Source organism: Sterolibacterium denitrificans (assembly GCF_900174485.1).
In the GTDB taxonomy this organism is placed as follows: Bacteria; Pseudomonadota; Gammaproteobacteria; order Burkholderiales; family Rhodocyclaceae; genus Sterolibacterium; species Sterolibacterium denitrificans.
The window spans coordinates 2,594,248-2,615,864 of record NZ_LT837803.1 but is presented as its reverse complement, the minus strand read 5'-3'; the positions used below and the strand labels follow the sequence as shown (position 1 = coordinate 2,615,864).

Here is a 21,617-nt window from a genome sequence, read left to right as displayed (position 1 = left end):
CCGCTCGCTTGCTCGGGGCGGCGGGCACAGCGGGCTTCAGGAAAAGCGCGGGGAAAACCCGGGAAAAACTCAGGGAAAGACGTGCCTGTACAGCGCGCGGCTGGCGTGTGACAGCCAGGGCAGCGTGACGGGCAGCAGCGGCAGCAGCAGGATGCTGCCGATACCGCAGACCGCCAGCAGCAAGGCCCAGGCCAGGGCCGCGTGGAAGTTGCCGAAGACGGCGCGCACGCTGGCGACGATGGCGCTCACCATGCTGCAGCGGCGTTCGCACAGCAGCGGGATCGAGAACGCCGAGACGCAATAGAGCATGAAGGCGATGGCAAAGCCGGAGACCGAGCCCCAGAGCAGGAAGTGGCCGACGCCGATATGCAGGGTCTCGAACTCATTCAGCCAGACCGGGGTGCCGCCGACCATGTAGCTGTAGAGGATGGCGGCATCGGTGATGAAGATCATGAACAGCAGGGCGCAGACCAGCGAAATCACCCAGATGGCGCTGGAGGCTTCGGTGAAGCCGGCCCAGACGCTGGCCGGGCCGGTGGGCTGGCCGCGTTCGTGGGCGCGGGCAATGCCGAAGAAGCCGGCAAGGATCACCGGGCCGACCAGCATGAAGGCGCCGGCGGCGGCAATCACGAAGGGGCCGAAGCCGTGCGCCAGCAGCAGGCCGAGGATCAGCGCGCCGATCAGGGTGAAGAAGCCGCCGTAGATGAGGCTGGCGCGCCAGGTCTGGCGGGTGAGCTGCCAGCCGCTGAACAGGGCGCTGCGGATGTCGGCAGGCGTGAAGCGCCGTGGCTGCAGGTACGCGTTCATGCTCATGTCGTGCGGCATTGCCGGCCTCAGCCGGCGCTGGCGGCCAGGCCGCGGGCCAGGTCGGCCTGGAGATCGCCGATGCTTTCGAGGCCGACGGCGATGCGCAACAGGTTTTCGCTCACGCCCGAGGCGGCGCGTACTTCGGGGCTGACGCGGCCGTGAGTGGTGCTGGCCGGGTGGGTGATGGTGCTCTTGGTATCGCCGAGATTGGCGGTGATGGAAATCAGTCTGCAATGGTCGACGAGGCGCCAGGCAGATTCCCGTCCACCCTTGACTTCAAAGGAGAGGATGGCGCCGTGGCCGGACTGCTGGCGCGCGGCCAGCGCGTGCTGCGGGTGCGAGGGCAGGCCGGGGTAATGCACGCGCGCCACTTGCGGCTGGGCTTCCAGCCAGCGGGCGAGTGCCAGCGCGCTGGCCGATTGCGCGCGCATGCGCAGATCGAGCGTTTCCAGCCCCTTGAGAATGACCCAGGCGTTGAAGGCCGACAGCGTGGCGCCGGTGGTGCGGAGGAACTTGAATACCTCTTCACCCAGCGTCTTGTCGGCGCACACCGCGCCGCCCAGCACGCGACCCTGGCCGTCGAGGTATTTGGTGGCGGAATGGATCACCAGATCGGCGCCGAGCGCCAGCGGCCGCTGCAGCGCCGGCGTGCAGAAGCAGTTGTCGACGGCGAGCAGGGCGCCGCCGCCGTGGGCGACTTCGGCCAGGGCGGCGATGTCGAAAATCGTCATCAGCGGATTCGACGGGGTTTCGATGAACAGCAGTTTCGTGTTGGGCCGCAGCGCGGCGCGGAAGGCTGCGGGCTCGCTGCCGGTGACGAAAGTCGTCTCGATGCCGAACTTCGGCAGGATGTTGCCGAGCATCTGCTGCGTTGCGCCGAAGATGCTCTGCGAGGCGACGATGTGCTCACCGCTTTTCAGCAGCGCCATGATCGTGGTGAGGATGGCCGACATGCCCGAGGCGGTGGCGATGCAGGCTTCGGCGCCTTCGAGCGCGGCGAGGCGATCCTGCAGCATGCTGACGGTGGGGTTGGAAAAGCGCGAATAGATGTTGCCGGCTTCCTCGCCGGAAAAGCGCGCCGCTGCCTGTGCCGCGCTGTCGAAGACGAAGCTGGAGGTGAGGTAGAGCGCTTCGGCGTGTTCGTTGAACTGGCTGCGCTGCTGCCCGGCGCGGACGGCCAGGGTGTCGAAATCGAAGTCGTGAGTGTCGCTCATGGCGGTAGGAGATGCGTTGCGCTGTCGGTTTGCTGTGCGGCGTCAGGCGTTGCTGACGAGATTGAGGTCGAGCTGTCCGCTTTCGCTTTCCTCGTCATATGTCCTGGGGAGCTGGCCCGAAGTCGAGTTGTTCTCGAGATTGGACAGATAGTTGCTGTTGATGTCGCCGGTGATGTAGTCGCCGTCGAAGCAGGATGCCTCGAAACGGCCGAGTGCCGGATTGACGGCGCGCACGGCCGCCTTGAGGTCTTCGATATCCTGGTAGATCAGGGCGTCGGCGCCGATTTCGCGGCGGATTTCCTCGTCGCTGCGGTTGTTGGCGATCAGTTCGTTGCGCGTCGGCATGTCGATGCCATAGACGTTGGGATAGCGCACCGGCGGGGCGGCCGAGGCGAAATACACGTTGCGGGCGCCGGCTTCGCGCGCCATGGTGACGATCTCGCGGCTGGTGGTGCCACGGACGATGGAGTCGTCGACCAGCAGGACGTTCTTGCCCCTGAATTCCATGCTGATGGCGTTGAGCTTCTGGCGCACCGATTTCTTGCGATGCACCTGTCCCGGCATGATGAAGGTGCGGCCGATGTAGCGGTTCTTGACGAAGCCTTCGCGATAGGGAAGGCCCAGGCGCTGCGCCAGCTCCATGGCCGCCGGGCGGCTGGAGTCGGGGATCGGGATGACCGAGTCGATGTGCAGGTGGGGCAGTGTGTGCCTGATCTTGTCGGCGAGAAAATCGCCCATGCGCAGGCGGGTTTCGTACACCGAGATGCCGTCGATGAGGGAATCCGGGCGGGCCAGATAGACGAATTCGAAAATACAGGGCGCATGGTTGGTGCGTTCGGCGCACTGCCGGCTGATGAAGTTGCCCTGGGTGTCGATGAGCACCGCTTCGCCGGGCGCGACATCGCGCATTATCTTGAAGCCGAGGGTGTCGAGGGCCACGCTTTCCGAGGCGACCATGTATTCGGTGCCGGCTTCGGTTTCGTTGCGGCCGATGATCAGCGGGCGGATGCCGTAGGGATCGCGGAAGGCCAGCAGGCCGTAGCCGGCAATCATGGTGACGACGGCATAGGCGCCGCGGGCGCGGCGATGCACGCCGGCAACGGCCTTGAAGATGGTTTCGGCATCGACCTGATACCTGGTCGATGCCGCCTGCAGTTCATGGGCGAGGACGTTGAGCAGCACCTCCGAATCGGAGTTGGTGTTCATGTGGCGCAGGTCCTGGAGAAACATGTCTTTCTTGAGCGCGCCCGAATTGGTCAGATTGCCGTTGTGCGCGAGCATCAGGCCGAAGGGCGAGTTCACGTAGAACGGTTGCGCTTCGGCGAGGTTGTGCGCCGAGCCCGCGGTGGGGTAGCGGCAGTGGCCGATGCCCCAGTTGCCATGCAGGTTGCGCATGTTGCGCGTGCGGAAGACGTCGCGCACCAGGCCCGAGCCTTTGTGCATGTGGAAGCGCCCGCCTTCCGCAGTGGCAATGCCGGCGGCGTCCTGGCCGCGGTGCTGCAGCACCTGCAGGCCGTCATAAAGCAGTTGGTTGACTGGAGAGTTTGCGACGACTCCGATGATTCCGCACATTGCGTCCGCCTGTCGTGAGTTGGTTTGGTTGATCGGGTTGCCTAGTGTGTCTGGTTTGCTGCGAGCCGGTTGTTTTTCATCGCGATTGCAGTCGTCCTGGCGGCCAGGCTTTTACGCTTTCACCGTTTCACGCGGCCGCCGCCGCGCTGCGATAGCGGATCTTCTTTGCCAGCGCCAGCGGCAGCCAGGGCTTGCTGGCGATCACCGCCGTTTCCAGCGGTGGTATCAGTTGCGCTTCATGCCACCAGGGCTGGCGCGGCAGTTCGGTCAGGCCGCAGATCAGCACGCCGGTCCAGACGACGAGTACGCCGCGCGCGATGCCGAATACCGCGCCGAGCAGACGGTCCAGCGGCCCCAGCCCGACGGCGTGCAGCAGGCTGGCCAGCAGGCGGCGGGCGATGGCGAACGAGATCAGTACCAGGGCGAAGACCGTGACGAAACCGACGATGTGGCGCAAGCTGGGGTCGCCGGGCACGCGCAGCATGCCGTCGAGGAGTCCGGCGGCCGTGCCGGCCCAGGCATTGGCCGCGATGAAGCCGGCAACCCAGGCGAGCAGCGCGAGCACTTCGCTGAGCATGCCGCGCAGGACGCCAAGCAGGGAAGAGAACAGGATCACGGCCAGGATCAGCAGGTCGAGCCAGGTGAAGTTGCCCATGCCGCAGCCACGTCTGTTATTTCAGTTGGGCGATGGTGCCGCCGCCCGGCCCGCCGGCAGCGATCTTCTTCAGGCGCGCATGGGCTTTTTCTGCCGCCTCCCGGCTGGGGAAGGGCCCGCAGCGCACGCGGGTGCTCTGGCCTTTGGGCGTGTCGATTGCCTCGGTATAGGAGGGGTAACCGAGTTCCTTGAGTTTTGCCTGCAAGCTGCGCACCGTGCTCTGGTTCTGGTAGGCGCCGAGCTGGATGATCCATTGTTCCTCGTTGAGCAAGGCCATGGCGCGGGCGCGTTCGGCGGCCTGGGCGGTTTGCCTGGCGGCGGGCGCATCCGCTTTCTTTGCTTCGGTCTGCGGCGCGGACGGCGCAGGTGCGGGTTCCGGTTCTGCTTTCGCCGGTGTTTTTGTGGCTGCGGCGGCAGGGCCGGTGCCGCCTGGCGCGATGGCAATGGTGGGTTCCGCTTCCGCCGGCGGGTGCTGTGGCGGCGCGGGCTCGTCCGCGACGACGATGCGCGAGGCGACGTTGTGCGCGCCGGGTTCCTGGCTGGGGATGCGGATCTGGATGTCCTGGCTTTCCGGCCGGGGCTCCTGGTCCATGACCATTGGCAGAACGATGACTGCCAGCAGGGCGAGCGCGCTGGCGCCGACCAGACGGCGCCGGGCACGTTTTTTCAGGTCGAGATCGGGGTCGTCCGGGAGGCTGGAGGCGCCCGTCGCGCCGGGAGCGAGTTTGTTTGCCATGCCGTTCTAGCCGTTTGCGCAAATGCGCGGGTTGTCGGGGAGCAAGTGCGTGTCCATTCTTGTCACATTGCGACCGCGTGCCTAAAGCCGCCGTGCTGCGCGCAGGATACGCATGGCTGCGGCGACCGTCAGGAAGGAGCCGAAGACAACGATTCTATCATTTTCGCCCATCTTCTCCCGAGCGTAGTCGAAAGCCGCGGCGACGCTGGCGAAGGGTTGCGGCACCCTGGCCGCGCCGGTGACCCCGGCGTCCGCCAGCGCCGCGACGAGTTCATCGGCGCTGGCGGCGCGCGGGCCGGGGAGCGCGCAGGGCAGCCAGTGATCGATGCGAGGCTTGAGGATTTCGATCATGCCCGCGATGTCCTTGTCGCGCATCATGCCGAAGAGCGCCCAGGTTGTCGGATGGTAGGCCTGTCCCTGTGCGCCGAGATTGGCGGCCAGGTTGCGCACGGCCTGCGGGTTGTGGGCGATGTCGAGGACGATGGCCGGGCGCCCCGGCAACATCTGGAAACGGCCGGGCAGTTCGACTTCCAGCAGGCCGCGGCGGATGTCCTGCATGGCGACCGGCAGTCGCTCGGCCATGGCCTCGAGCACCGCCAGCACGCCGCTGGCATTTTGCAGCTGGATGCTGCCGCGCAGACCCGGATGCGCCAGGCTGCTGCGGCGCTGGAGGACTTCGCCGCGAGGTGGGCGCGACCAGAACTGCCATTGCATTTCCTGGTTGGTGTAGCCGAAGTCGCGGCCGAGCAGGCGCAGATCGGCGCCGATGGCCGTGGCGTAGTCGATCAGCGACTGCGGCGGCGCGGCATCGCTGCAGATCGCCGTCCGTCCGCTGCGGTAGATGCCGGCTTTCTCGAAACCGATGGCCTCGCGGGTGCTGCCGAGGTAGTCCTGGTGATCCAGATCGATGCTGGTGACGATGGCGCAGTCGGCGTCATGGATGTTGGTGGCGTCGAGGCGGCCGCCCAGGCCGACTTCGAGGATGATGGCGTCGACGTCGGCCGCGGCGAAGCATTCCCAGGCGGCCAGCGTGCCCGCTTCGAAGTAGGTCAGGGCAATGTCGCCGGCGGCCAGGCGCGCGGCTTCGACCCGGCTGAAGGCGCTGCACAGCGCGGCATCGCTGACGGAGGTGCCGTCGATGCGCACGCGTTCGTTGTAGTCGAGCAGGTGGGGCGAGGTGTACAGGCCGACGCGATAGCCGGCATGGCGCAGGATGTTTTCCAGCATGGCGCAGGTCGAGCCCTTGCCGTTGGTGCCGCCGACGGTGATGAGGGGGACGCGCTGCTGCTGGCCTAGCGTCCGGCTGACTGCGCGCACCCGTTCCAGGCCCAGTTCGATGCCGGCTGCGCCCTGCGGGTGACGGCTTTCCAGCAGATTCAGCCAGTCATCGAGGGTTTGGGGAGAGGGTACCTGGGCTGCAGTGTGCATGCGGAAGAGGGCTGCGGTCTCTCATTCGGCGGCCGGCTGCTTCTGCAGCAAGGTGATCAGCGACGCCAGGCGCTCGCGCAGTTCGCGGCGGTCGACGATCATGTCGATGGCGCCTTTTTCCAGCAGGAATTCGGCGCGCTGGAAACCTTCGGGCAGCTTCTCGCGTACCGTCTGCTCGATCACGCGCGGGCCGGCGAAGCCGATCAGGGCGCCGGGTTCGGCCAGCACGACATCGCCGACGAAGGCGAAACTGGCCGAGACGCCGCCCATGGTCGGGTCGGTGAGCAGGGTGATGAAGGGCAGTTTCTGCTGGTCGAGCAGGCCCACGGCGGCGGTGGTCTTGGCCATCTGCATCAGCGAGAACAAGCCTTCCTGCATGCGCGCGCCGCCGCTGGCGGTGATGCAGATGAACGGGCAGTGGTTGTCGATGGCGGCCCTGACGCCGCGCACGAAGCGTTCTCCGACCACCGAACCCATGGAGCCGCCCATGAAGTTGAACTCGAAACAGGCAACGACGACGGATTGCGACTTGATCGCCCCTTGCAGCACCACCAGGGCGTCGCTTTCGTCAGCGTCGTTGCAGGCGGCCACCAGCCGGTCGGTGTAACGCTTGCTGTCCTTGAATTTCAGCATGTCCACCGGCAGCACTTCGGCGCCGATCTCGAAGCGGCCTTCGGCATCGAGCAGCAGGTCGAGGCGGCGGCGCGCCGACAGGCGCAGGTGGTGGCTGCATTTCGGGCAGACGCCCTGGTTGTCCTCGAGATCGCTGGTGTAGAGCACGGCCTCGCAGTTCGGGCATTTGCTCCACAGGCCTTCGGGAACGGTCTTGTGCGAGCCTTCGCTGCGCTTGATCTTGGGCGGGAGGAGTTTTTGCAGCCAGCTCATAGGGGTTGCTCCTTGCTGTCGAGTGCGGCGCGGATGTCCTGCATGAAAGCCTGTACGCGCGACAGGATTTCGTCGTGCGGCGAGTGTTCTATTTCCTCGATGATGCGGCTGCCGATCACCACGGCATCGGCCACGCTGGCGATGCGTGCCGCGCTGGCCGCATCGCGGATGCCGAAGCCCACGCCGACCGGCATGCCGACGCGGCTGCGGATCAGCGGGATGCGCCGGGCGACTTCGTCCAGATCGAGCGCGCCGGAGCCGGTCACGCCTTTCAGCGAGACGTAGTAGATATAGCCGCTGCCCAGTTCGGCGACCTGGGCAAAGCGGGCTTCGGTCGAGGTCGGGGCGAGCAGGAAGATCGGGTCGAGCCGGTGTTCGCGCAGGCAGGCGACGAATTCCCCGGCTTCCTCGGGCGGGTAATCGACCACCAGCAGCCCATCCACGCCGGCAGCCGCGGCATCGCGCGCCAAGGCCGCGCAGCCATAGGCTTCGACGGGATTGGCATAGCCCATCAGGACGACCGGGGTGGCGTCATCTTCCTCGCGGTAGGCGCGGACGATGTCGAGCACGCCGTGCAGGCTCATGCCCTGGGCCAGCGCCACTTCGGAGGCGCGCTGCACGGTGGGGCCATCGGCCATGGGGTCGGAAAACGGCACGCCCAGCTCGATCAGGTCGGCGCCGCCGGCGACCAGGGCGCGCATCAGCGGCAGGGTGTCGGCTGGTGCCGGAAAGCCGGCGGTGATGAAGGGGATCAGGGCCTTGCGGCCTTCTGCCTGGAGCTTGGTGAAGCGGGCTTGGATGCGTGACATGTCAGAGCGTGATCCCGGATTTTTCGGCGACGGTGTGCATGTCCTTGTCGCCGCGGCCGGACAGGTTGACCAGCAGGATTTTGTCCTTCGCCAGCGTCGGTGCGATTTTGGCGGCGTAGGCCAGCGCGTGGCTGGATTCCAGCGCCGGGATGATGCCTTCGAGGCGGCACAGGCTGTGGAAGGCCGCCAGCGCCTCGTCGTCGGTCACGGCGACGTATTCGGCGCGGCCGCTGTCTTTCAGCCAGGCATGCTCGGGGCCGACGCCGGGATAGTCGAGGCCGGCGGAAATCGAGTGCGTCTCGATGATCTGGCCGTTTTCGTCCTGCATCAGATAGGTGCGATTGCCGTGCAGCACGCCGGGGCGGGCGTTGGACGTCAGCGGCGCGGCATGCCGGCCGGTGGCCAGGCCCAGGCCGGCGGCTTCGACGCCGATCAATTTGGTTTCGGGGTGATCGAGGTAGGGATGGAAAATCCCCATGGCGTTGGAGCCGCCGCCGACGCAGGCGATCACCGCATCCGGCTGGCGGCCGGCGAGTTCGGGCATCTGCTGGCGGCATTCCTCGCCGATGATGGCCTGGAAGTCGCGCACCAGCATCGGGTAGGGATGCGGCCCGGCGACGGTGCCGATGATGTAGAAGGTGTTGGAGACGTTGGTGACCCAGTCGCGCATGGCTTCGTTCAGCGCGTCCTTGAGGGTCTTCGAGCCGGACTCCACCGGCACCACGCTGGCGCCGAGCAGCTTCATGCGATAGACGTTGGCGGCCTGACGCTTGATGTCCGCGCTGCCCATGTATACCACGCATTCCATGCCGTAGCGGGCGGCGACGGTGGCCGTGGCCACGCCATGCTGGCCGGCGCCGGTTTCGGCGATGACGCGCGGTTTGCCCATGCGGCGTGCCAGCAGCGCCTGGCCGATGCAGTTGTTCACCTTGTGGGCGCCGGTGTGGTTGAGGTCTTCGCGCTTCAGGTAGATCTGCGCGCCGCCGAGTTGCGTCGACCAGCGTTTGGCGTGATAGACCGGCGAGGGACGGCCGACGAAATGCTTGAGGTCGTGGGCGAATTCGGCCTGGAAGTCCGGATCCCGGCGCGCCGCCGCGTAGGCGGCCTTCAGTTCGTCGAGCGCCTCGACCAGGGTTTCGGCGACGAAACTGCCGCCGTAAGGGCCGAAATGGCCGCGCGCATCGGGCAGGTCGTAGTGGTTGTCAGGGGTTGCCGGCTGCTGCATTGCGTACTCCGTTGATGAACGCGGCCATGCGCGCCGCGTCCTTGAAACCTTTGTGTCCCGGGACTTCCACACCGCTGCTGACATCGACGGCCCAGGGGCGCAGCCGGCGGATGGCTTCATGCACGTTGCCGACTTCCAGCCCGCCAGAGAGGATGATGGGCAGCGGCAGGTGCGGCGGGATCAGCGTCCAGTCGAAAGTCTGCCCGGCGCCGCCATAGCCATCCACATAGGCATCCAGCAGCAGTCCCCGGGCGTCCGGGAAATTAGCCGCGTATTCTAGCAAATCGAGCCCTGCCCGAACGCGCGCGGCCTTGATGTAGGGCAGGCCGAACTGGCGGCAATAATCGGCCTCTTCCTCGCCATGGAATTGCAGCAACTGGAGCGGAACCCGGCGCAGGATCTCGCGCACCCGCGCCGGCTCTTCATTGACGAACAGGCCGACGAGGGTGACGAATGGCGGCAGGTGCCGCGCCAGTTGGTTCGCCTGCTCGATGCTTAGGGCGCGCGGGCTGGGCGGGTAGAAGATGAAACCGATGGCATCGGCGCCGAGTTCGACGGCCGCGCGCAGGTCCGCCTCGCGGGTCAGGCCGCAGATCTTGATGCGCGTGCGATGTGGCGCGGGAATGGAGTGGGGTTGCACGTAAAGGGCTAAATCTCGAACAAAGCCGGCATGATACGGGCCGGAAGCGGGATATTCCAGTGCGGCGCATAGTCCACGCCGACCAGGTAGAGGCCGGCGGCGGAGAAGGTCGGCGCGGCGCGGCGCCGGTCGCCGCTGGCAAGGAGCCGGGCAATGGAATCCACGGCCTCACGGCCATTGCCGACCGCCACCAGGGCGCCGACCATGTTGCGCACCATGTGCTGGAGGAAGGCGTCGGCGCGAAATTCGAAGATGATCAGCTCGCCATGGCGCCGGACGGTGGCCTGCTGCATGATCTTGACGGCGGATTTCGCCTGGCATTCGGCGGCGCGGAAAGCCGAGAAATCATGTTCGCCGAGTAGCGCTTGGGCGGCGGCCTGCATGCGCGCTGCATCGAGCGGGTGATGATGCCAGCCGAGCCGGCCATGCATGAGCGCCGGACGCACCGGGTGGTTGTGCAGCAGATAGCAGTAATGGCGCGCGCGGGCGTCGAAGCGGGCATGGAAGTCGGCGGCCACCGGCTGCGCCCAGCGCACGCAGACGCTGGACGGCAGATGGGCGTTGACGCCGCGTATCCAGGCCTGTTGCGGGCGCACCGATGCCGGCGCGCAGTCGAAATGCACCACCTGATTCAGCGCATGCACGCCGGCATCGGTGCGCCCGGCGCAATGGACGCGGATGGGCTGGGCGGCGACTTGGCCGATCGCCTGTTCCAGCACGTCCTGCACGGTTTGGCCGTGAGGCTGGGACTGCCAGCCGTGAAAGGCCGCGCCATCGTATTCGATGCCCAGGGCGATGCGCTGGATCTGTTGTTGTGAAGGCATGGTTTTCATGCGCGGCTGCCCAGCCACAGATAGGCGGCGACCAGCCCCAGCAGCGTCAGCAGCATGATCAGCCGATCGCTGGACGCCAGCGCTGCGATATGCAGCTCGATGGGCGTATCGGCTGCCGTCTCTGCTGCCGCTGCCGTTGCTGAATCCGGCTGCGGATCGAACCAGGCTTGCCAGCCGGATGAGCGGCCTTGCCGACGCAGTTCGCGGCCCTGTTCGACGTATTCCAGCACCAGCAACAGGCGCAGCGCCATGCGGCCACGCTGTCGGCGCAGGCCGAGCGCGCCGAGCAGGACATAAAGCCCGGCGACCAGCGCCGGTATGCCGAGCCGCTCGAGCAGCATGGCGAGCAGGGCGAGGAGCTGGATCAGGCGCAGGGCGTGTGTGGCGGCGAATTCCAGACCTTCGCGGGTGATCCCCAGGGAGCCGGCGACCCCGGGCAACAATGTGCCCGGCGTGGCGAAGAGGAACAGGACGACGATGGACAGCAGCAGCCAGCGGGCGCGGCGCAGCAGGAGCTTGAAGCGGTCGCCGGCCAGCCACAGGGTCAGCGGAAAGATCGCCAGGGCAAACCACAGCAGCGCGGACAACGGCAGCCATTGCAGCGCCAGGGCCAGGGTCAGCCAGAGCAGTATCCGGCTGGCGGGATGCAGGTTTTCGAAGCGATGGAAGATGGACATGAAGCGGCGACGGGCCAGCCGGGAACGAGGACGATGCGCTGCGCCGTGCAGCGGGCCGCCGGTAAGCGGCTGACATGGCCAGTGAGTGATTGCTGATCGGCGCTGGGTGAAATCCTGGAGCCGTGAGATTGTGAGGCCGTGAAGTCGTGAGGCGTTGCGTGAAGCGTTAACTCTTCCGGCAGGGATCAGCCAAGTTGCGCGAGTCTGTCGCGGGCAGCGGCTTGCTGAGCGGCGTTGCCTTCGTTGAGGACTTCCTGGAGCAGCTCGCGGGCGCCTTCCTTGTCGCCCATTTCCTCGTAGGCCGCGGCCAGTTCGAGCTTGGTGTCCACTTCGGGCGAGCCGGCTTCGTCTGCCAAGTCCGACGGCGCTGCCGGCGGCGAAGCCGGGGCCGAGAGTGGCGCAGCCAAGCCTTCGGCCGCTGCGGACAGCGGCGGGATGTCGAGATCGGCGGGACCGGCAGAACTCTCCGTGGCGAACGCTGCCGCGCTGGCGCTGGCGCTGTCGGTGTCGTCATGCGCGTCCAGTTCGAGGCTGATCGAGGCGAGGTCGATCCCGCTTGCCGCAGCGCTGGCCGGCGATGAGGGCGCCGCATCGGCAGCATCGACAGCAGCGGGGATGCTCGGCAATGCGTCGATTGCAGGTGCTTCCTCGAAATCGACTTCATCACCGCCGGTCGTGCTACTGGTGCTTGCGGCAGGGGCTGCATCTGCGGCCGGCGCGGGTTCAGGTTTGGGCTCGTTCAGGCCCAGATCGAAATCGAGACTGGGGCTGGCGTTGGTTGCGTCGTGACCGTCTTCGCTACCCAGGTCGAGTTCGAAGTCGAGCGATTCGGGCACTTCCTCGGCTTCGGCCCCGGCGTCGGCGGCATCGGGGGTGACCGCGCCCATGTCGAGCGGCGCGGCAGGGGCGGCGGGCGCATCGAATTCGGCAGCAATCTTGTCGAAATCCTGGGGCGTCAGCACCATGGTGGCAGTCGGGTCATAGAGCGCCTGCCCTGCGTCTTGCGGTTGTTGCGTGGCTGCGGCTGCAGCGGCGGCCACTGCGTTCGCCTGGCCGTACAGCGGATTCTCCGGGTCGATCGAACGGCCGAGGCGGGCCGCCTGCTCCCAGCTTTCGCCCGTGCCGCCGGTTTGACCATGCAAGTCGCTGGCGATGGCCTCGAACTGTTTCAGGCTCTTGCGCGCGGCATAGATTTCCAGCAGCTTGAGCGGTATGGCGTGGCGTGCGGGGTCCTTCTTCATGGCGTCGAGGAGAATTTCCTCGGCCTGGGCATTGCGCCCATAGGCCATGTAGACGTCCGCTTCGGCAATGGGATCGACACTTTCGTTGGTGTCGGCGCCACCGCTGCTGACCACGCTGAAATCGGTGTCCAGCGAACTGCCTGCTGCCGTACTGCCGGTGTCGACGACCTGGCCGCCGTTGTTGCCGAATACCGAGTTGATCGACGGATCCTCCACGTTTTTTGGATCGCTGCGATCTTCAGGCGCGGCTTCGGGCTGTGCGGCCCGCTTTTTCCGCCATTGGCTGAAGCCAAGGTAGCCCAGCAGCAGGGCAATGAGCGCGGAGCCGCCATAGACGAGTTCAGGATTGTCGGCGATGAAGCTGGGTTCGGTTTCCTGCGCTGCGTCTTTCGGCGCAGGCGCGGCTTTTTTCTTCGCCGGCTTCTTGGGGGCAGGTGATTGCCCTGCCTGCGCGGTGGTTTCGGCTGCTTTTGGCGTGGGTGCAGGCGCGGCCGCCGGTTCAGGCGTGCTGGCCGGCGCAGCAGCCTGGTTCTGGGCTGCGGCCAGGGTCTGGCTCTTCAGCTCCAGCGCCTTGCGCATGTCGGCCAGATTCCTGTCGAGTTCGGCGATGCGGCTGTTGGCTTCCTGCAGCGTCTTTTCGCGGGCGACCAGGTCTTCCTCGATGGCGGCAGTGCGCGCTGCCGGCGATTTCCCGGCGCCGGCTTCCTTGGCCGACGCCGCGGCCGACTTCGAGATTTCCAGCCTGTCCTCGCTGGCAGCGGGCGGCGGGCGTTTTTCTTCGACCTTGGCTTCGATCCTGCCGGTGGCCAGTTGTTGCGGCGCTGCTTCCTGCGCCGCCGGCGCGGCTTCGGTCGTTGCCGCCAGCCGCTTGCGGTAGGCGTTGAAATCGGCGGACTGGGCGATGACGAGCTCACGCGCTTCGCGCGGGTCGACGGCAGCGATGCTGTCCTGATCCGGTATGGCCAGGATCTTGCCGGCGCGCAGCCGATTGATGTTGCCGCCAATGAAGGCGTCGCGGTTGCTGCGGAACAGGGCGATCAGCATCTGGTCGAGATTGACGCCCACGGGCAGGGTTTGCAGGGCTTCGCTGGCAATCTTGCTGAGGGTGTCGCCGGACTTCACGGCGACGGTGCGAGCAGTGCGCGCCGTGTGGGCAGCCGCCGTAATGTCCGGTGTCGGCTGGGTAGCCTGCGGGGCGGGTACTGCGGCTGGCTTGTCGTTCGGCGCGGCCGTAGAGGCGGGTTTTTCGGTGGTGGCGGTTTTCCGGTCTGCGGCCGGTTGTGTTGCGTCAGCTTTTGCGTCAATAGATGAAGATGACGCGGCGGCAGGTGCTGCCGTTCCCGCTCTCACGACCGGCAGCCTGTCCGGCGCATCCTGCGGGGCCGGTTTTTGCAATGCGTCCGGCGGGTCCAGCAGGAAGAGGTATTCGCGCTGCAGTCGCCCTGCAGCCCAGCTCATTTCGAGCAGCAGGTCGAGGAAAGGCTCGTTGAGCGCCTGATCGGTTCTCAGTTGCAGATACAGCCGGTTGTCGGCGCGTTTTTCTATCGATACCTTCAGGTCGGAGATGGCCGGGTTGTATTCGATGCCGGCCTGCTGGAACGCTTCATAGGGGGCGAGACGGGCGGCCAGCGTCGGGGCTTCCTCGCGGCTGGCGGTAATGTCGATTTCCGCCAACAGCGGCTGCCCGAGAACCGAAAGTACCTTGATGTTGCCGAGTCCGGCAGCCTCAGCGCCCAGCGGCAAGGCGGCCAGCGCAAGGGCGATGGCGGATGCCTGAAATTTCATGCGAAGCGACGTTTTGGCCACAGTGAGCCTCCCGCAAGGGAATTATCCGAACAAACAAAATAACATCATGAGCTTAGCCATGCAAGCTAAACCTGTCTCTGACGTGTGAGGTATTTCCGGCGCCGCAGTCATCGTGCCGTTCGGGCCGGCAGCCAACCAGCCAGGTTTCGCCGGTTCGGTTTATCCGACGAGTATGCGCAGCATCCGGCGCAGCGGCTCGGCCGCGCCCCACAGCAGTTGGTCGCCGACGCTGAAGGCCGAAAGATATTCATTGCCCATCGACATCTTGCGCAGGCGGCCGACCGGAATCTGCAGCGTGCCGGTGACCGCGGTCGGCGTGAGTTCCTTCATGGTGACTTCGCGCTCATTGGGAATCACCTTGACGTAGCCGTTGTGGCCGGCCAGCAAGCGTTCGATCTCGGCCAGCGGCACATCCCGCCTCAGCTTGATGGTCATCGCCTGGGAGTGGCAGCGCATCGCGCCGATGCGCACGCACAGGCCATCGACCGGAATGGGCGCGGCTTCCAGGCCGAGGATCTTGTTGGTTTCGGCCGCGCCCTTCCATTCTTCGCGGCTCTGGCCGTTGCCCAGATCCTTGTCGATCCAGGGGATCAGCGAGCCGGCCAGCGGGACGCCGAAACTGGCCGTCGGAAAGCGTTCGTCGCGCAGAATGCCGGCTACTTCGCGGTCGATGTCGAGGATCGCCGAGGCCGGATCCTTGAGCAGGCTTTCGGCCACCCGATGGGCTTCGCCCATCTGCAGGATCAGTTCGCGCATGTTCTGCGCGCCGGCGCCGGAGGCCGCCTGGTAGGTCATCGACGTCATCCATTCGACGAGGCCGGCTTCGAACAGCCCGCCGATGGCCATCAGCATCAGGCTGACCGTGCAGTTGCCGCCGATGTAGTTCTTCACGCCCTGGTCGAGCGCGCGGTCGATGACCTGGCGATTGACCGGGTCGAGGATGATTACCGCATCATCTTTCATGCGCAGCGAGGAGGCCGCATCGATCCAGTAGCCCTGCCAGCCGGCAGCGCGCAACTTGGGAAAGACGGCGTTGGTGTAGTCGCCACCCTGGCAGGAGATGATGATGTCCATCGCCGACAGCGCATCGATGTTCTTGGCGTCCTGCAGCGCTGCCGTACCACGGCCGACATCCGGCCCTTTGCCGCCGACATTGGAGGTGGTGAAGAATACCGGGTTGATCAGGGGGAAATCATTTTCCTCGCGCATGCGCTGCATGAGGACCGAACCCACCATGCCGCGCCAGCCCACCATGCCGACCGTTTTCATCGCCGTACCCTTTGTCCTGTCTATCCTGTGGATGTGTGAAATATTCCGTTTCAGTTGGTGGCGCGCTGGATGGCTTCGCCGCCTTTTTCGATGTCCTTGCCGATGCCCTTGACAGTGTTGCATCCCGCCAGCAGGGCGAGCGCCGTGAAGGTCAACAGAATCCATTTGCTACGCATGTTCGAACTCCTTTGGCTGACAAAGTTTGATCGGTTGATCGACTGGCCGGCCGCAGAAAAATTCCACCAAGACTCGGCCGGATTTCAAGTTTCGGGAGCCCCCGATTATTGCACAGCCGAATGGCAGTGTCAGTCATCCGGCGGGCGTGGTTTTGCGGCAAGCCAGCGGTTTCTGGCGATGCGGTCGGATGGTCGTTTTCCGCTTCTTCCGCTTCCTCAGCCCCCTCGGTGTCCACAGCGCTGGCCGGTGTCGGTGATGCGGCGCCAGACGATCAGCAGACCGCCCAGGGCAAACAGCGAACCCATGGTGTAGGTCCAGCCCGCGCCGAGGACATCCCAGGTCTGGCCGCTCAACAGGCCGCCGAGCATGCCGCCGGCACCGAAGGAGATGCTGCCGTAAAGCGCCTGGGCGCGGACCTGTTCGCGGCCGGGAAACCACTGGTGCAGGATGGCCACCATCGCCGCGTGAAAAGCGCCGAAGCTGATGCCATGCAGCAGTTGCGCCAGCGCCAGTACCGGCAGCGAGCCGGCGCCCCAGCCGATCAGCAGGAAGCGCAGCACGGTGGCGGCGAAGGTGGTCAGCAGGATGCTGCGCAGCCGGTAGTGGCGCTGCAGATGGGGCATCAGCATGAAAACCAGAATTTCGGCAACCACGCCCAACGACCACAGGGCGCCGATCAGGGTTTTCGGATAGCCGTGGGCCACCAGGTGGATGGAATAGAAGACATACAGCGGCCCGTGCGCCGCCGAGATCAGGAAGGCGGCCCAGAGCAGCGGCAGCAACTGCGGCCGGCGCAGCATCGCGCGCAGTGAAACGCTGGCTTGCGCATCGTGCCGCGACGGTGTTTCCGGCAGGGCCAGGCCGCAGCCGAAGAGGAGCAGCAGCAGGGTCAGCGAGGCCCACAGCAGGCTGTCGATGGGCTGTACGTCGAGCAGGGCGCCGATGCACTGCACGGCCACGACGAAACCGGCCGAGCCCCACATGCGGATGCGGCCATAGCGTTCCGGACGGCCTTCGAGCTGGCTCAGCGTCAGCGCCTCGACCAGCGGCAGCGCCGCGCTCCAGAAGAAGGACAGCAGCGCCATGGCGGCAAAAGTGGCGGCAAAGCCGTCGACCACGAACAGCGTGCCGAAGCTCAGTGCGCACAGCAGCGCCGTGCCATAGACCACCGGCTTTTTGCGGCCATGATGATCGGCCAGCCAGCTCCACAGGTTGGGCGCGACCAGGCGCATCATCTGCATCAGCGACAGCAGCAGGCTGATTTCCCAGGCGGAGAAGCCGCGCGCCTGCAGATACACGCCGAAATACGGCATGTAGGCGCCGACGAAGGCGAAATAGACGAAGTACCACGCCGCGAGGCGCAAGGCGGTCATGGCGTGCGGCCGCCGCTGTTCCAGGGTTTCCGCTTCAGGGATGTGCCGGAATCTTCGGCGTCGGGCAGACGACGTCGCCGCACTGCGCGCGGTGGCGCAGCGCCTGGTCGATCAGCACCAGCGCCAGCATCGCTTCGGCGATCGGCGTGGCGCGGATGCCGACGCAGGGGTCATGGCGGCCGTGGGTCACGACTTCCAGCGGCTGCCCCTGGCGGTCGATCGAGCGCCGCGGCAGGCGGATGCTGGAAGTCGGCTTGATGGCGAGATTGACCAGAATGTCCTGGCCGCTGGTGATGCCGCCGACGATGCCGCCGGCATGGTTGGAGAGAAAGCCCTGCGGCGTCAGTTCGTCGCCATGCTCGCTGCCTTTTTGCGCCACGCTGGCGAAGCCGGCGCCGATCTCGACGCCCTTGACGGCGTTGATGCTCATCATCGCCGCGGCGATCTCGGCGTCGATGCGGCCATATACCGGCTCGCCCCAGCCGACCGGCACGCCGCTGGCGACGACGTGGATTTGCGCGCCGATGGAGTCGCCCTCGCGGCGCAGCGCGTCCATTGCCGCTTCGAGTTGCGGCACGCTGGCCAGGTCGGCGGCAAAAAAGGGATTCTCATCGACGACGGACCAGTCGCTGATGGGGATTTCGATGCTGCCGAGCTTCGTCATGCAGCCCCGGATCTCGACGGCGTGGCGCTCGCGCAGCCACTTCTTGGCAATGGCGCCGGCGGCCACGCGGACCGCCGTTTCGCGCGCCGAGGAACGGCCGCCGCCGCGAAAGTCGCGGATGCCGTATTTCTGCCAGTAGCTGTAATCGGCATGCCCCGGACGGAAGGTGTCGGCAAGGTTGCCGTAATCCTTGCTGCGCTGGTCCTGGTTGCGGATCAGCAGCGCGATCGGCGTGCCGGTGGTTCTGCCCTCGAAAACGCCGGACAGAATCTCGACTTCATCCGGCTCGCGCCGTTGCGTGACGTGGCGCGACGTGCCGGGCTTGCGCCGATCCAGTTCGGCCTGGATGTCGGCCGTGGCCAGTTCCAGACCCGGCGGGCAGCCGTCGACCACGCAACCGATCGCCGGGCCATGCGATTCGCCGAAGGAAGTGATGCGGAACAGGGTGCCGAAAGTGTTGCCGGACATTGCAAGCAGCCTCGTGGGGAGAGGAAGTCGGAAGAAACCAGGGTGAGGAATTCTATCAGCTTGGTTCTCCGCTCTCCGCTCTCGCTTGCCGGCTGGCGCTTCGGCACCCGTCAGCGCTTGAGCGCCGGCGTCAGGTGGGGCGCGATGGTCTGCAGCAGTTGCGCGAAGATCTTGGGATTGCCGGCGATCATGTTGCCGCTGTCGAGATAGGTCGGCTCGCCCGTCGGGCCGCCGACCAGGCCGCCGGCTTCGCTGATCAGCAGGGCGCCGGCAGCCATGTCCCAGGGACTCAGGCCGAATTCCCAGAAGCCGTCGAGGCGGCCGGCGGCGACATAGGCCAGGTCGAGTGCGGCCGAGCCGGGGCGGCGCATGCCGGCGGTTTTCTGCGCCAGTTCGCGGAAGATCGCCAGGTAGGTGTCGATATGCGCGAAGCTGCGATAGGGGAAGCCGGTACCGAGCAGGGCTTCATCGAGCCGGTTGCGTTTCGAGACGCGCATGCGCTTCTCGTTGAGAAAGGCGCCCGCGCCCTTGCTGGCGGTGTACAAATCGTTGCGCGTGGTGTCATAGACCACGGCGTGACTCAGCACGCCCTTGTGCGCCAGGGCAATGGAAACTGCATATTGCGGAAAGCCATGGATGAAATTGGTCGTGCCATCCAGCGGGTCGATGATCCACTGGTATTCGGCATCCGCGCGGCCGGAGCTGCCCGACTCCTCTGCTAAAATCGCGTGCTCCGGATAGGTTTCACCGAGGATTTCGAGTATGGCGTTTTCGGCCAGCTTGTCCACTTCCGTGACGAAATCGGCCTGCTGCTTGACGCCGACCGTGAGCTGACCGATATCGAGGCTGGCGCGGTTGATGATCTGGCCGGCGCGGCGGGCAGCCTTGACGGCAATGTTGAGCATGGGGTGCATGAGGCGTCTTTCGTGTATCCGAGGCGCGAGCTGGCGCGAATCGCATGGATCGCCGGCGCATCTGGCAGAAAACTGCGGATTTTAATATGAACGGCACCTTATCGCTTGCGCGGATCGACATCATTCTTTCCCACCCCAGTCATCCCGGCAACATCGGCGCGGCGGCGCGCGCCATGAAGACCATGGGTCTGTCGCGGCTGACGCTGGTGGCGCCCAAGCGCTTTCCCGACGAGGAGGCCACGGCGCGCGCCTCGGGGGCAAGCGATGTGCTGGCGCAGGCCCGCGTTTGCTCGACCCTGGAAGAAGCGCTGGCCGATACGGTGCTGGTGGCCGGCATAACCGCGCGCCGCCGCGACCTGGCCGCGCCTTTCCACTGGGCGCGCGGCGGCGCGGCCGAGCTGCTGGCCGGCACGCAGCAGGGCACGCGCGACGTGGCCCTGCTGTTCGGCAACGAGACGGCGGGCCTGTCGAACGACGAGCTGGCGCATTGCCATCTGGGCATCATGATTCCGGCCAATCCCGATTATTCCTCGCTGAATCTCGGTGCCGCCGTGCAGTTGATGTGCTACGAGCTGCGCCTGGCAGCCCTCTCGCCCGGCGAGCCGCCGCGCGGCGAGTTTGCGCCGGCGACCAGCGATGAGGTCGAAGGTCTGCACGCGCATCTCGAGAGAGTCGCCATTGCCACCGGGTTTCTCGATCCGGCCCAGCCCAAGCGCCTGATGCCGCGCCTGCGGCGCTTGTTCGCGCGCGCGCGCCTGGAGCACGAGGAAGTCAGCATTCTGCGGGGCTTGCTCTCCACCATCGAGCAGCCCAAGCGCCGGAATAAAAGTTGAATAAAACTGAGGGTTATTTATAATTCGGCGGTTTCTGGCCACGGAGCCCGCCATGTTCAGTCGTCTGCGCGAAGACATCGCTTGCGTCTTCGATCGCGATCCCGCCGCCCGCTCGATCTGGGAGGTGCTGACCTGCTATCCGGGTTTCCATGCGCTGCAATGCCATCGCTTCATTCATCTGCTGTGGCGTGCCGGCTTGCGCTGGCTGGCGCGCTGGCTGTCGCATTGCGTGCGCTGGTTGACTGGAATAGAAATCCACCCCGGCGCCACCATCGGGCGGCGGGTTTTCATCGATCACGGGATGGGCGTGGTGATTGGCGAGACCGCCGAAATCGGCGACGACTGCACGCTGTACCACGGCGTCACGCTGGGCGGCACTTCCTGGAACAAGGGCAAGCGCCATCCGACGCTGCGCAGCGGCGTGGTGATCGGCGCCGGCGCCCAGGTGCTCGGTCCGCTGACGGTGGGCGAGGGCGCGCGCGTCGGCTCGAATGCCGTGGTGGTGCGCGACGTGCCGGCGGGCGCGACGGCGGTGGGTATCCCGGCGCGCATCATCGAAGGCGAACGCGATCAGGCGCGTGAGGAAAAAGCCGAGAAAATGGGCTTTTCCGCGTATGCCGTGACGCGCGAGGACGATCCGCTGGCCAAAGCCATCCATGGCCTGCTGGATCATGCGGTGGATACCGACCGGCGCCTCGAATTGCTGCTGGAACGCCTGGAGCGCGCCGGTCTGCTCGATGATGCGGCCGGCGACGGCATGGCGACGGCCGACAAGTTCGATCCGAACTATTTGGGCCGGATAGTTGACTAAGTTACTCGGGAATTGTAGAGTGACGCGGTGAGGTGATTGCCGGATATCGGATCCGGCACACCTCCAGCTTCTTAGACAGCGAGGCAGACATGAAACTGACGACCAAGGGCCGTTTCGCCGTGACCGCGATGATCGACCTGGCCTTGCGCCAGAGTGATGGGCCGGTGACGCTGGCGGGCATCAGCGAGCGCCAGAAGATTTCCCTGTCCTATCTGGAGCAGTTGTTCGGCAAGCTGCGCCGCCATGCCCTGGTCAGCAGCGTGCGCGGGCCGGGCGGCGGCTACCGCATGGCCAAGCCGCTGGAGGACGTCTCGGTGGCCGACATCATCCATGCCGTCGATGAGCCGCTGGATGCGACCCAGTGCGGCGGCAAGGCGAATTGTCATGACGAGCAGCCCTGCATGACGCACACTCTGTGGACCACGCTCAACAAGCACATGCTGAGTTACCTGCGCTCGGTGAGTCTGGCCGATCTGGTCGAGCAGCAGAAGCAGCCGCAGCTGCATCACCATCATCACGATCACAAAGGCAATGGCAAGGCGCGGCGCACGATCGCCGTGGCTTCGGTCTGACGCCGCCC

At 65.9% G+C, this 21,617-nt stretch carries 21 protein-coding genes; 3 read left to right on the top strand and 18 right to left on the bottom strand.

The window, feature by feature from the left end; genetic code table 11:
- Window positions 1–69: 69 nt before the first annotated feature.
- The 18 genes from SDENCHOL_RS11745 to SDENCHOL_RS11660 all read right to left on the bottom strand — a co-directional run bounded on the left by SDENCHOL_RS11745 (window position 70) and on the right by SDENCHOL_RS11660 (window position 19,393).
- Complete coding sequence (locus tag SDENCHOL_RS11745) at window positions 70–813, bottom strand: DUF2189 domain-containing protein (protein ID WP_197706912.1); 744 nt, start codon at window positions 811–813, stop codon at window positions 70–72.
- 20 nt (window positions 814–833) lie between these two features.
- A complete protein-coding gene (locus tag SDENCHOL_RS11740; protein WP_067169910.1) occupies window positions 834–2,021 on the bottom strand; it encodes an O-succinylhomoserine sulfhydrylase in 1,188 nt (395 codons plus the stop codon).
- Between the two features lie 42 nt (window positions 2,022–2,063).
- Complete coding sequence (gene purF / locus SDENCHOL_RS11735) at window positions 2,064–3,593, bottom strand: amidophosphoribosyltransferase (protein WP_067169907.1); 1,530 nt, start codon at window positions 3,591–3,593, stop codon at window positions 2,064–2,066.
- Between the two features lie 127 nt (window positions 3,594–3,720).
- Window positions 3,721–4,248, bottom strand: coding sequence for a CvpA family protein (locus SDENCHOL_RS11730; RefSeq protein ID WP_067169905.1), 528 nt, complete (start codon window positions 4,246–4,248; stop codon window positions 3,721–3,723).
- A gap of 16 nt (window positions 4,249–4,264) precedes the next feature.
- Window positions 4,265–4,984: an SPOR domain-containing protein gene (locus SDENCHOL_RS11725; RefSeq protein WP_067169902.1), complete on the bottom strand. Its 720-nt coding sequence runs from the start codon at window positions 4,982–4,984 to the stop codon at window positions 4,265–4,267.
- A gap of 81 nt (window positions 4,985–5,065) precedes the next feature.
- On the bottom strand, window positions 5,066–6,412 hold the full coding sequence (gene folC / locus SDENCHOL_RS11720; RefSeq protein ID WP_067169900.1) for a bifunctional tetrahydrofolate synthase/dihydrofolate synthase: 1,347 nt from the start codon (window positions 6,410–6,412) through the stop codon (window positions 5,066–5,068).
- A gap of 21 nt (window positions 6,413–6,433) precedes the next feature.
- Window positions 6,434–7,297 (bottom strand): acetyl-CoA carboxylase, carboxyltransferase subunit beta, encoded by an 864-nt coding sequence (gene accD / locus SDENCHOL_RS11715; RefSeq protein WP_067169897.1) that lies wholly within the window; start codon window positions 7,295–7,297, stop codon window positions 6,434–6,436.
- Window positions 7,294–8,106, bottom strand: coding sequence for a tryptophan synthase subunit alpha (trpA, locus tag SDENCHOL_RS11710; RefSeq protein ID WP_067169895.1), 813 nt, complete (start codon window positions 8,104–8,106; stop codon window positions 7,294–7,296). Before trpA ends, accD begins: the two co-directional genes overlap by 4 nt.
- 1 nt (window position 8,107) lies before the next feature.
- Window positions 8,108–9,331, bottom strand: coding sequence for a tryptophan synthase subunit beta (gene trpB, locus SDENCHOL_RS11705; RefSeq protein WP_067169893.1), 1,224 nt, complete (start codon window positions 9,329–9,331; stop codon window positions 8,108–8,110).
- Window positions 9,309–9,971, bottom strand: a complete 663-nt coding sequence (locus SDENCHOL_RS11700) for a phosphoribosylanthranilate isomerase (protein ID WP_231912974.1) — start codon at window positions 9,969–9,971, stop codon at window positions 9,309–9,311. The genes trpB and SDENCHOL_RS11700 overlap by 23 nt, the downstream gene beginning before the upstream one ends.
- Window positions 9,972–9,979: 8 nt before the next feature.
- On the bottom strand, window positions 9,980–10,804 hold the full coding sequence (truA, locus tag SDENCHOL_RS11695; protein ID WP_231912973.1) for a tRNA pseudouridine(38-40) synthase TruA: 825 nt from the start codon (window positions 10,802–10,804) through the stop codon (window positions 9,980–9,982).
- Window positions 10,801–11,481 carry a CbiQ family ECF transporter T component gene (locus tag SDENCHOL_RS11690; RefSeq protein WP_067169890.1) on the bottom strand — a complete coding sequence of 227 codons (681 nt, stop codon included), beginning with the start codon at window positions 11,479–11,481 and terminating at the stop codon, window positions 10,801–10,803. The genes truA and SDENCHOL_RS11690 overlap by 4 nt, the downstream gene beginning before the upstream one ends.
- A gap of 185 nt (window positions 11,482–11,666) precedes the next feature.
- On the bottom strand, window positions 11,667–14,507 hold the full coding sequence (locus SDENCHOL_RS11685; RefSeq protein ID WP_067169887.1) for a FimV/HubP family polar landmark protein: 2,841 nt from the start codon (window positions 14,505–14,507) through the stop codon (window positions 11,667–11,669).
- 180 nt (window positions 14,508–14,687) lie between these two features.
- Window positions 14,688–15,797, bottom strand: coding sequence for an aspartate-semialdehyde dehydrogenase (gene asd, locus SDENCHOL_RS11680; protein WP_067169885.1), 1,110 nt, complete (start codon window positions 15,795–15,797; stop codon window positions 14,688–14,690).
- Between the two features lie 50 nt (window positions 15,798–15,847).
- A complete protein-coding gene (locus tag SDENCHOL_RS11675; protein WP_067169883.1) occupies window positions 15,848–15,973 on the bottom strand; it encodes an entericidin A/B family lipoprotein in 126 nt (41 codons plus the stop codon).
- A gap of 216 nt (window positions 15,974–16,189) precedes the next feature.
- Window positions 16,190–17,347 (bottom strand): MFS transporter, encoded by a 1,158-nt coding sequence (locus SDENCHOL_RS11670; protein ID WP_067169881.1) that lies wholly within the window; start codon window positions 17,345–17,347, stop codon window positions 16,190–16,192.
- A 34-nt stretch (window positions 17,348–17,381) separates the two neighbouring features.
- Window positions 17,382–18,479 (bottom strand): chorismate synthase, encoded by a 1,098-nt coding sequence (aroC, locus tag SDENCHOL_RS11665; RefSeq protein WP_067169879.1) that lies wholly within the window; start codon window positions 18,477–18,479, stop codon window positions 17,382–17,384.
- Window positions 18,480–18,589: 110 nt separating this feature from the next.
- On the bottom strand, window positions 18,590–19,393 hold the full coding sequence (locus tag SDENCHOL_RS11660; RefSeq protein WP_067169876.1) for an inositol monophosphatase family protein: 804 nt from the start codon (window positions 19,391–19,393) through the stop codon (window positions 18,590–18,592).
- An 86-nt stretch (window positions 19,394–19,479) separates the two neighbouring features.
- Here SDENCHOL_RS11660 and SDENCHOL_RS11655 point away from each other — a divergent pair, with 86 nt between their 5' ends.
- From SDENCHOL_RS11655 to iscR, 3 genes are all read left to right on the top strand, one after another.
- On the top strand, window positions 19,480–20,226 hold the full coding sequence (locus tag SDENCHOL_RS11655; RefSeq protein ID WP_067170694.1) for an RNA methyltransferase: 747 nt from the start codon (window positions 19,480–19,482) through the stop codon (window positions 20,224–20,226).
- Between the two features lie 52 nt (window positions 20,227–20,278).
- On the top strand, window positions 20,279–21,037 hold the full coding sequence (cysE, locus tag SDENCHOL_RS11650) for a serine O-acetyltransferase (RefSeq protein ID WP_154717233.1): 759 nt from the start codon (window positions 20,279–20,281) through the stop codon (window positions 21,035–21,037).
- Window positions 21,038–21,126: 89 nt separating this feature from the next.
- Window positions 21,127–21,609 (top strand): Fe-S cluster assembly transcriptional regulator IscR, encoded by a 483-nt coding sequence (gene iscR / locus SDENCHOL_RS11645; protein WP_067169874.1) that lies wholly within the window; start codon window positions 21,127–21,129, stop codon window positions 21,607–21,609.
- The last annotated feature ends 8 nt before the right edge of the window (window positions 21,610–21,617 follow it).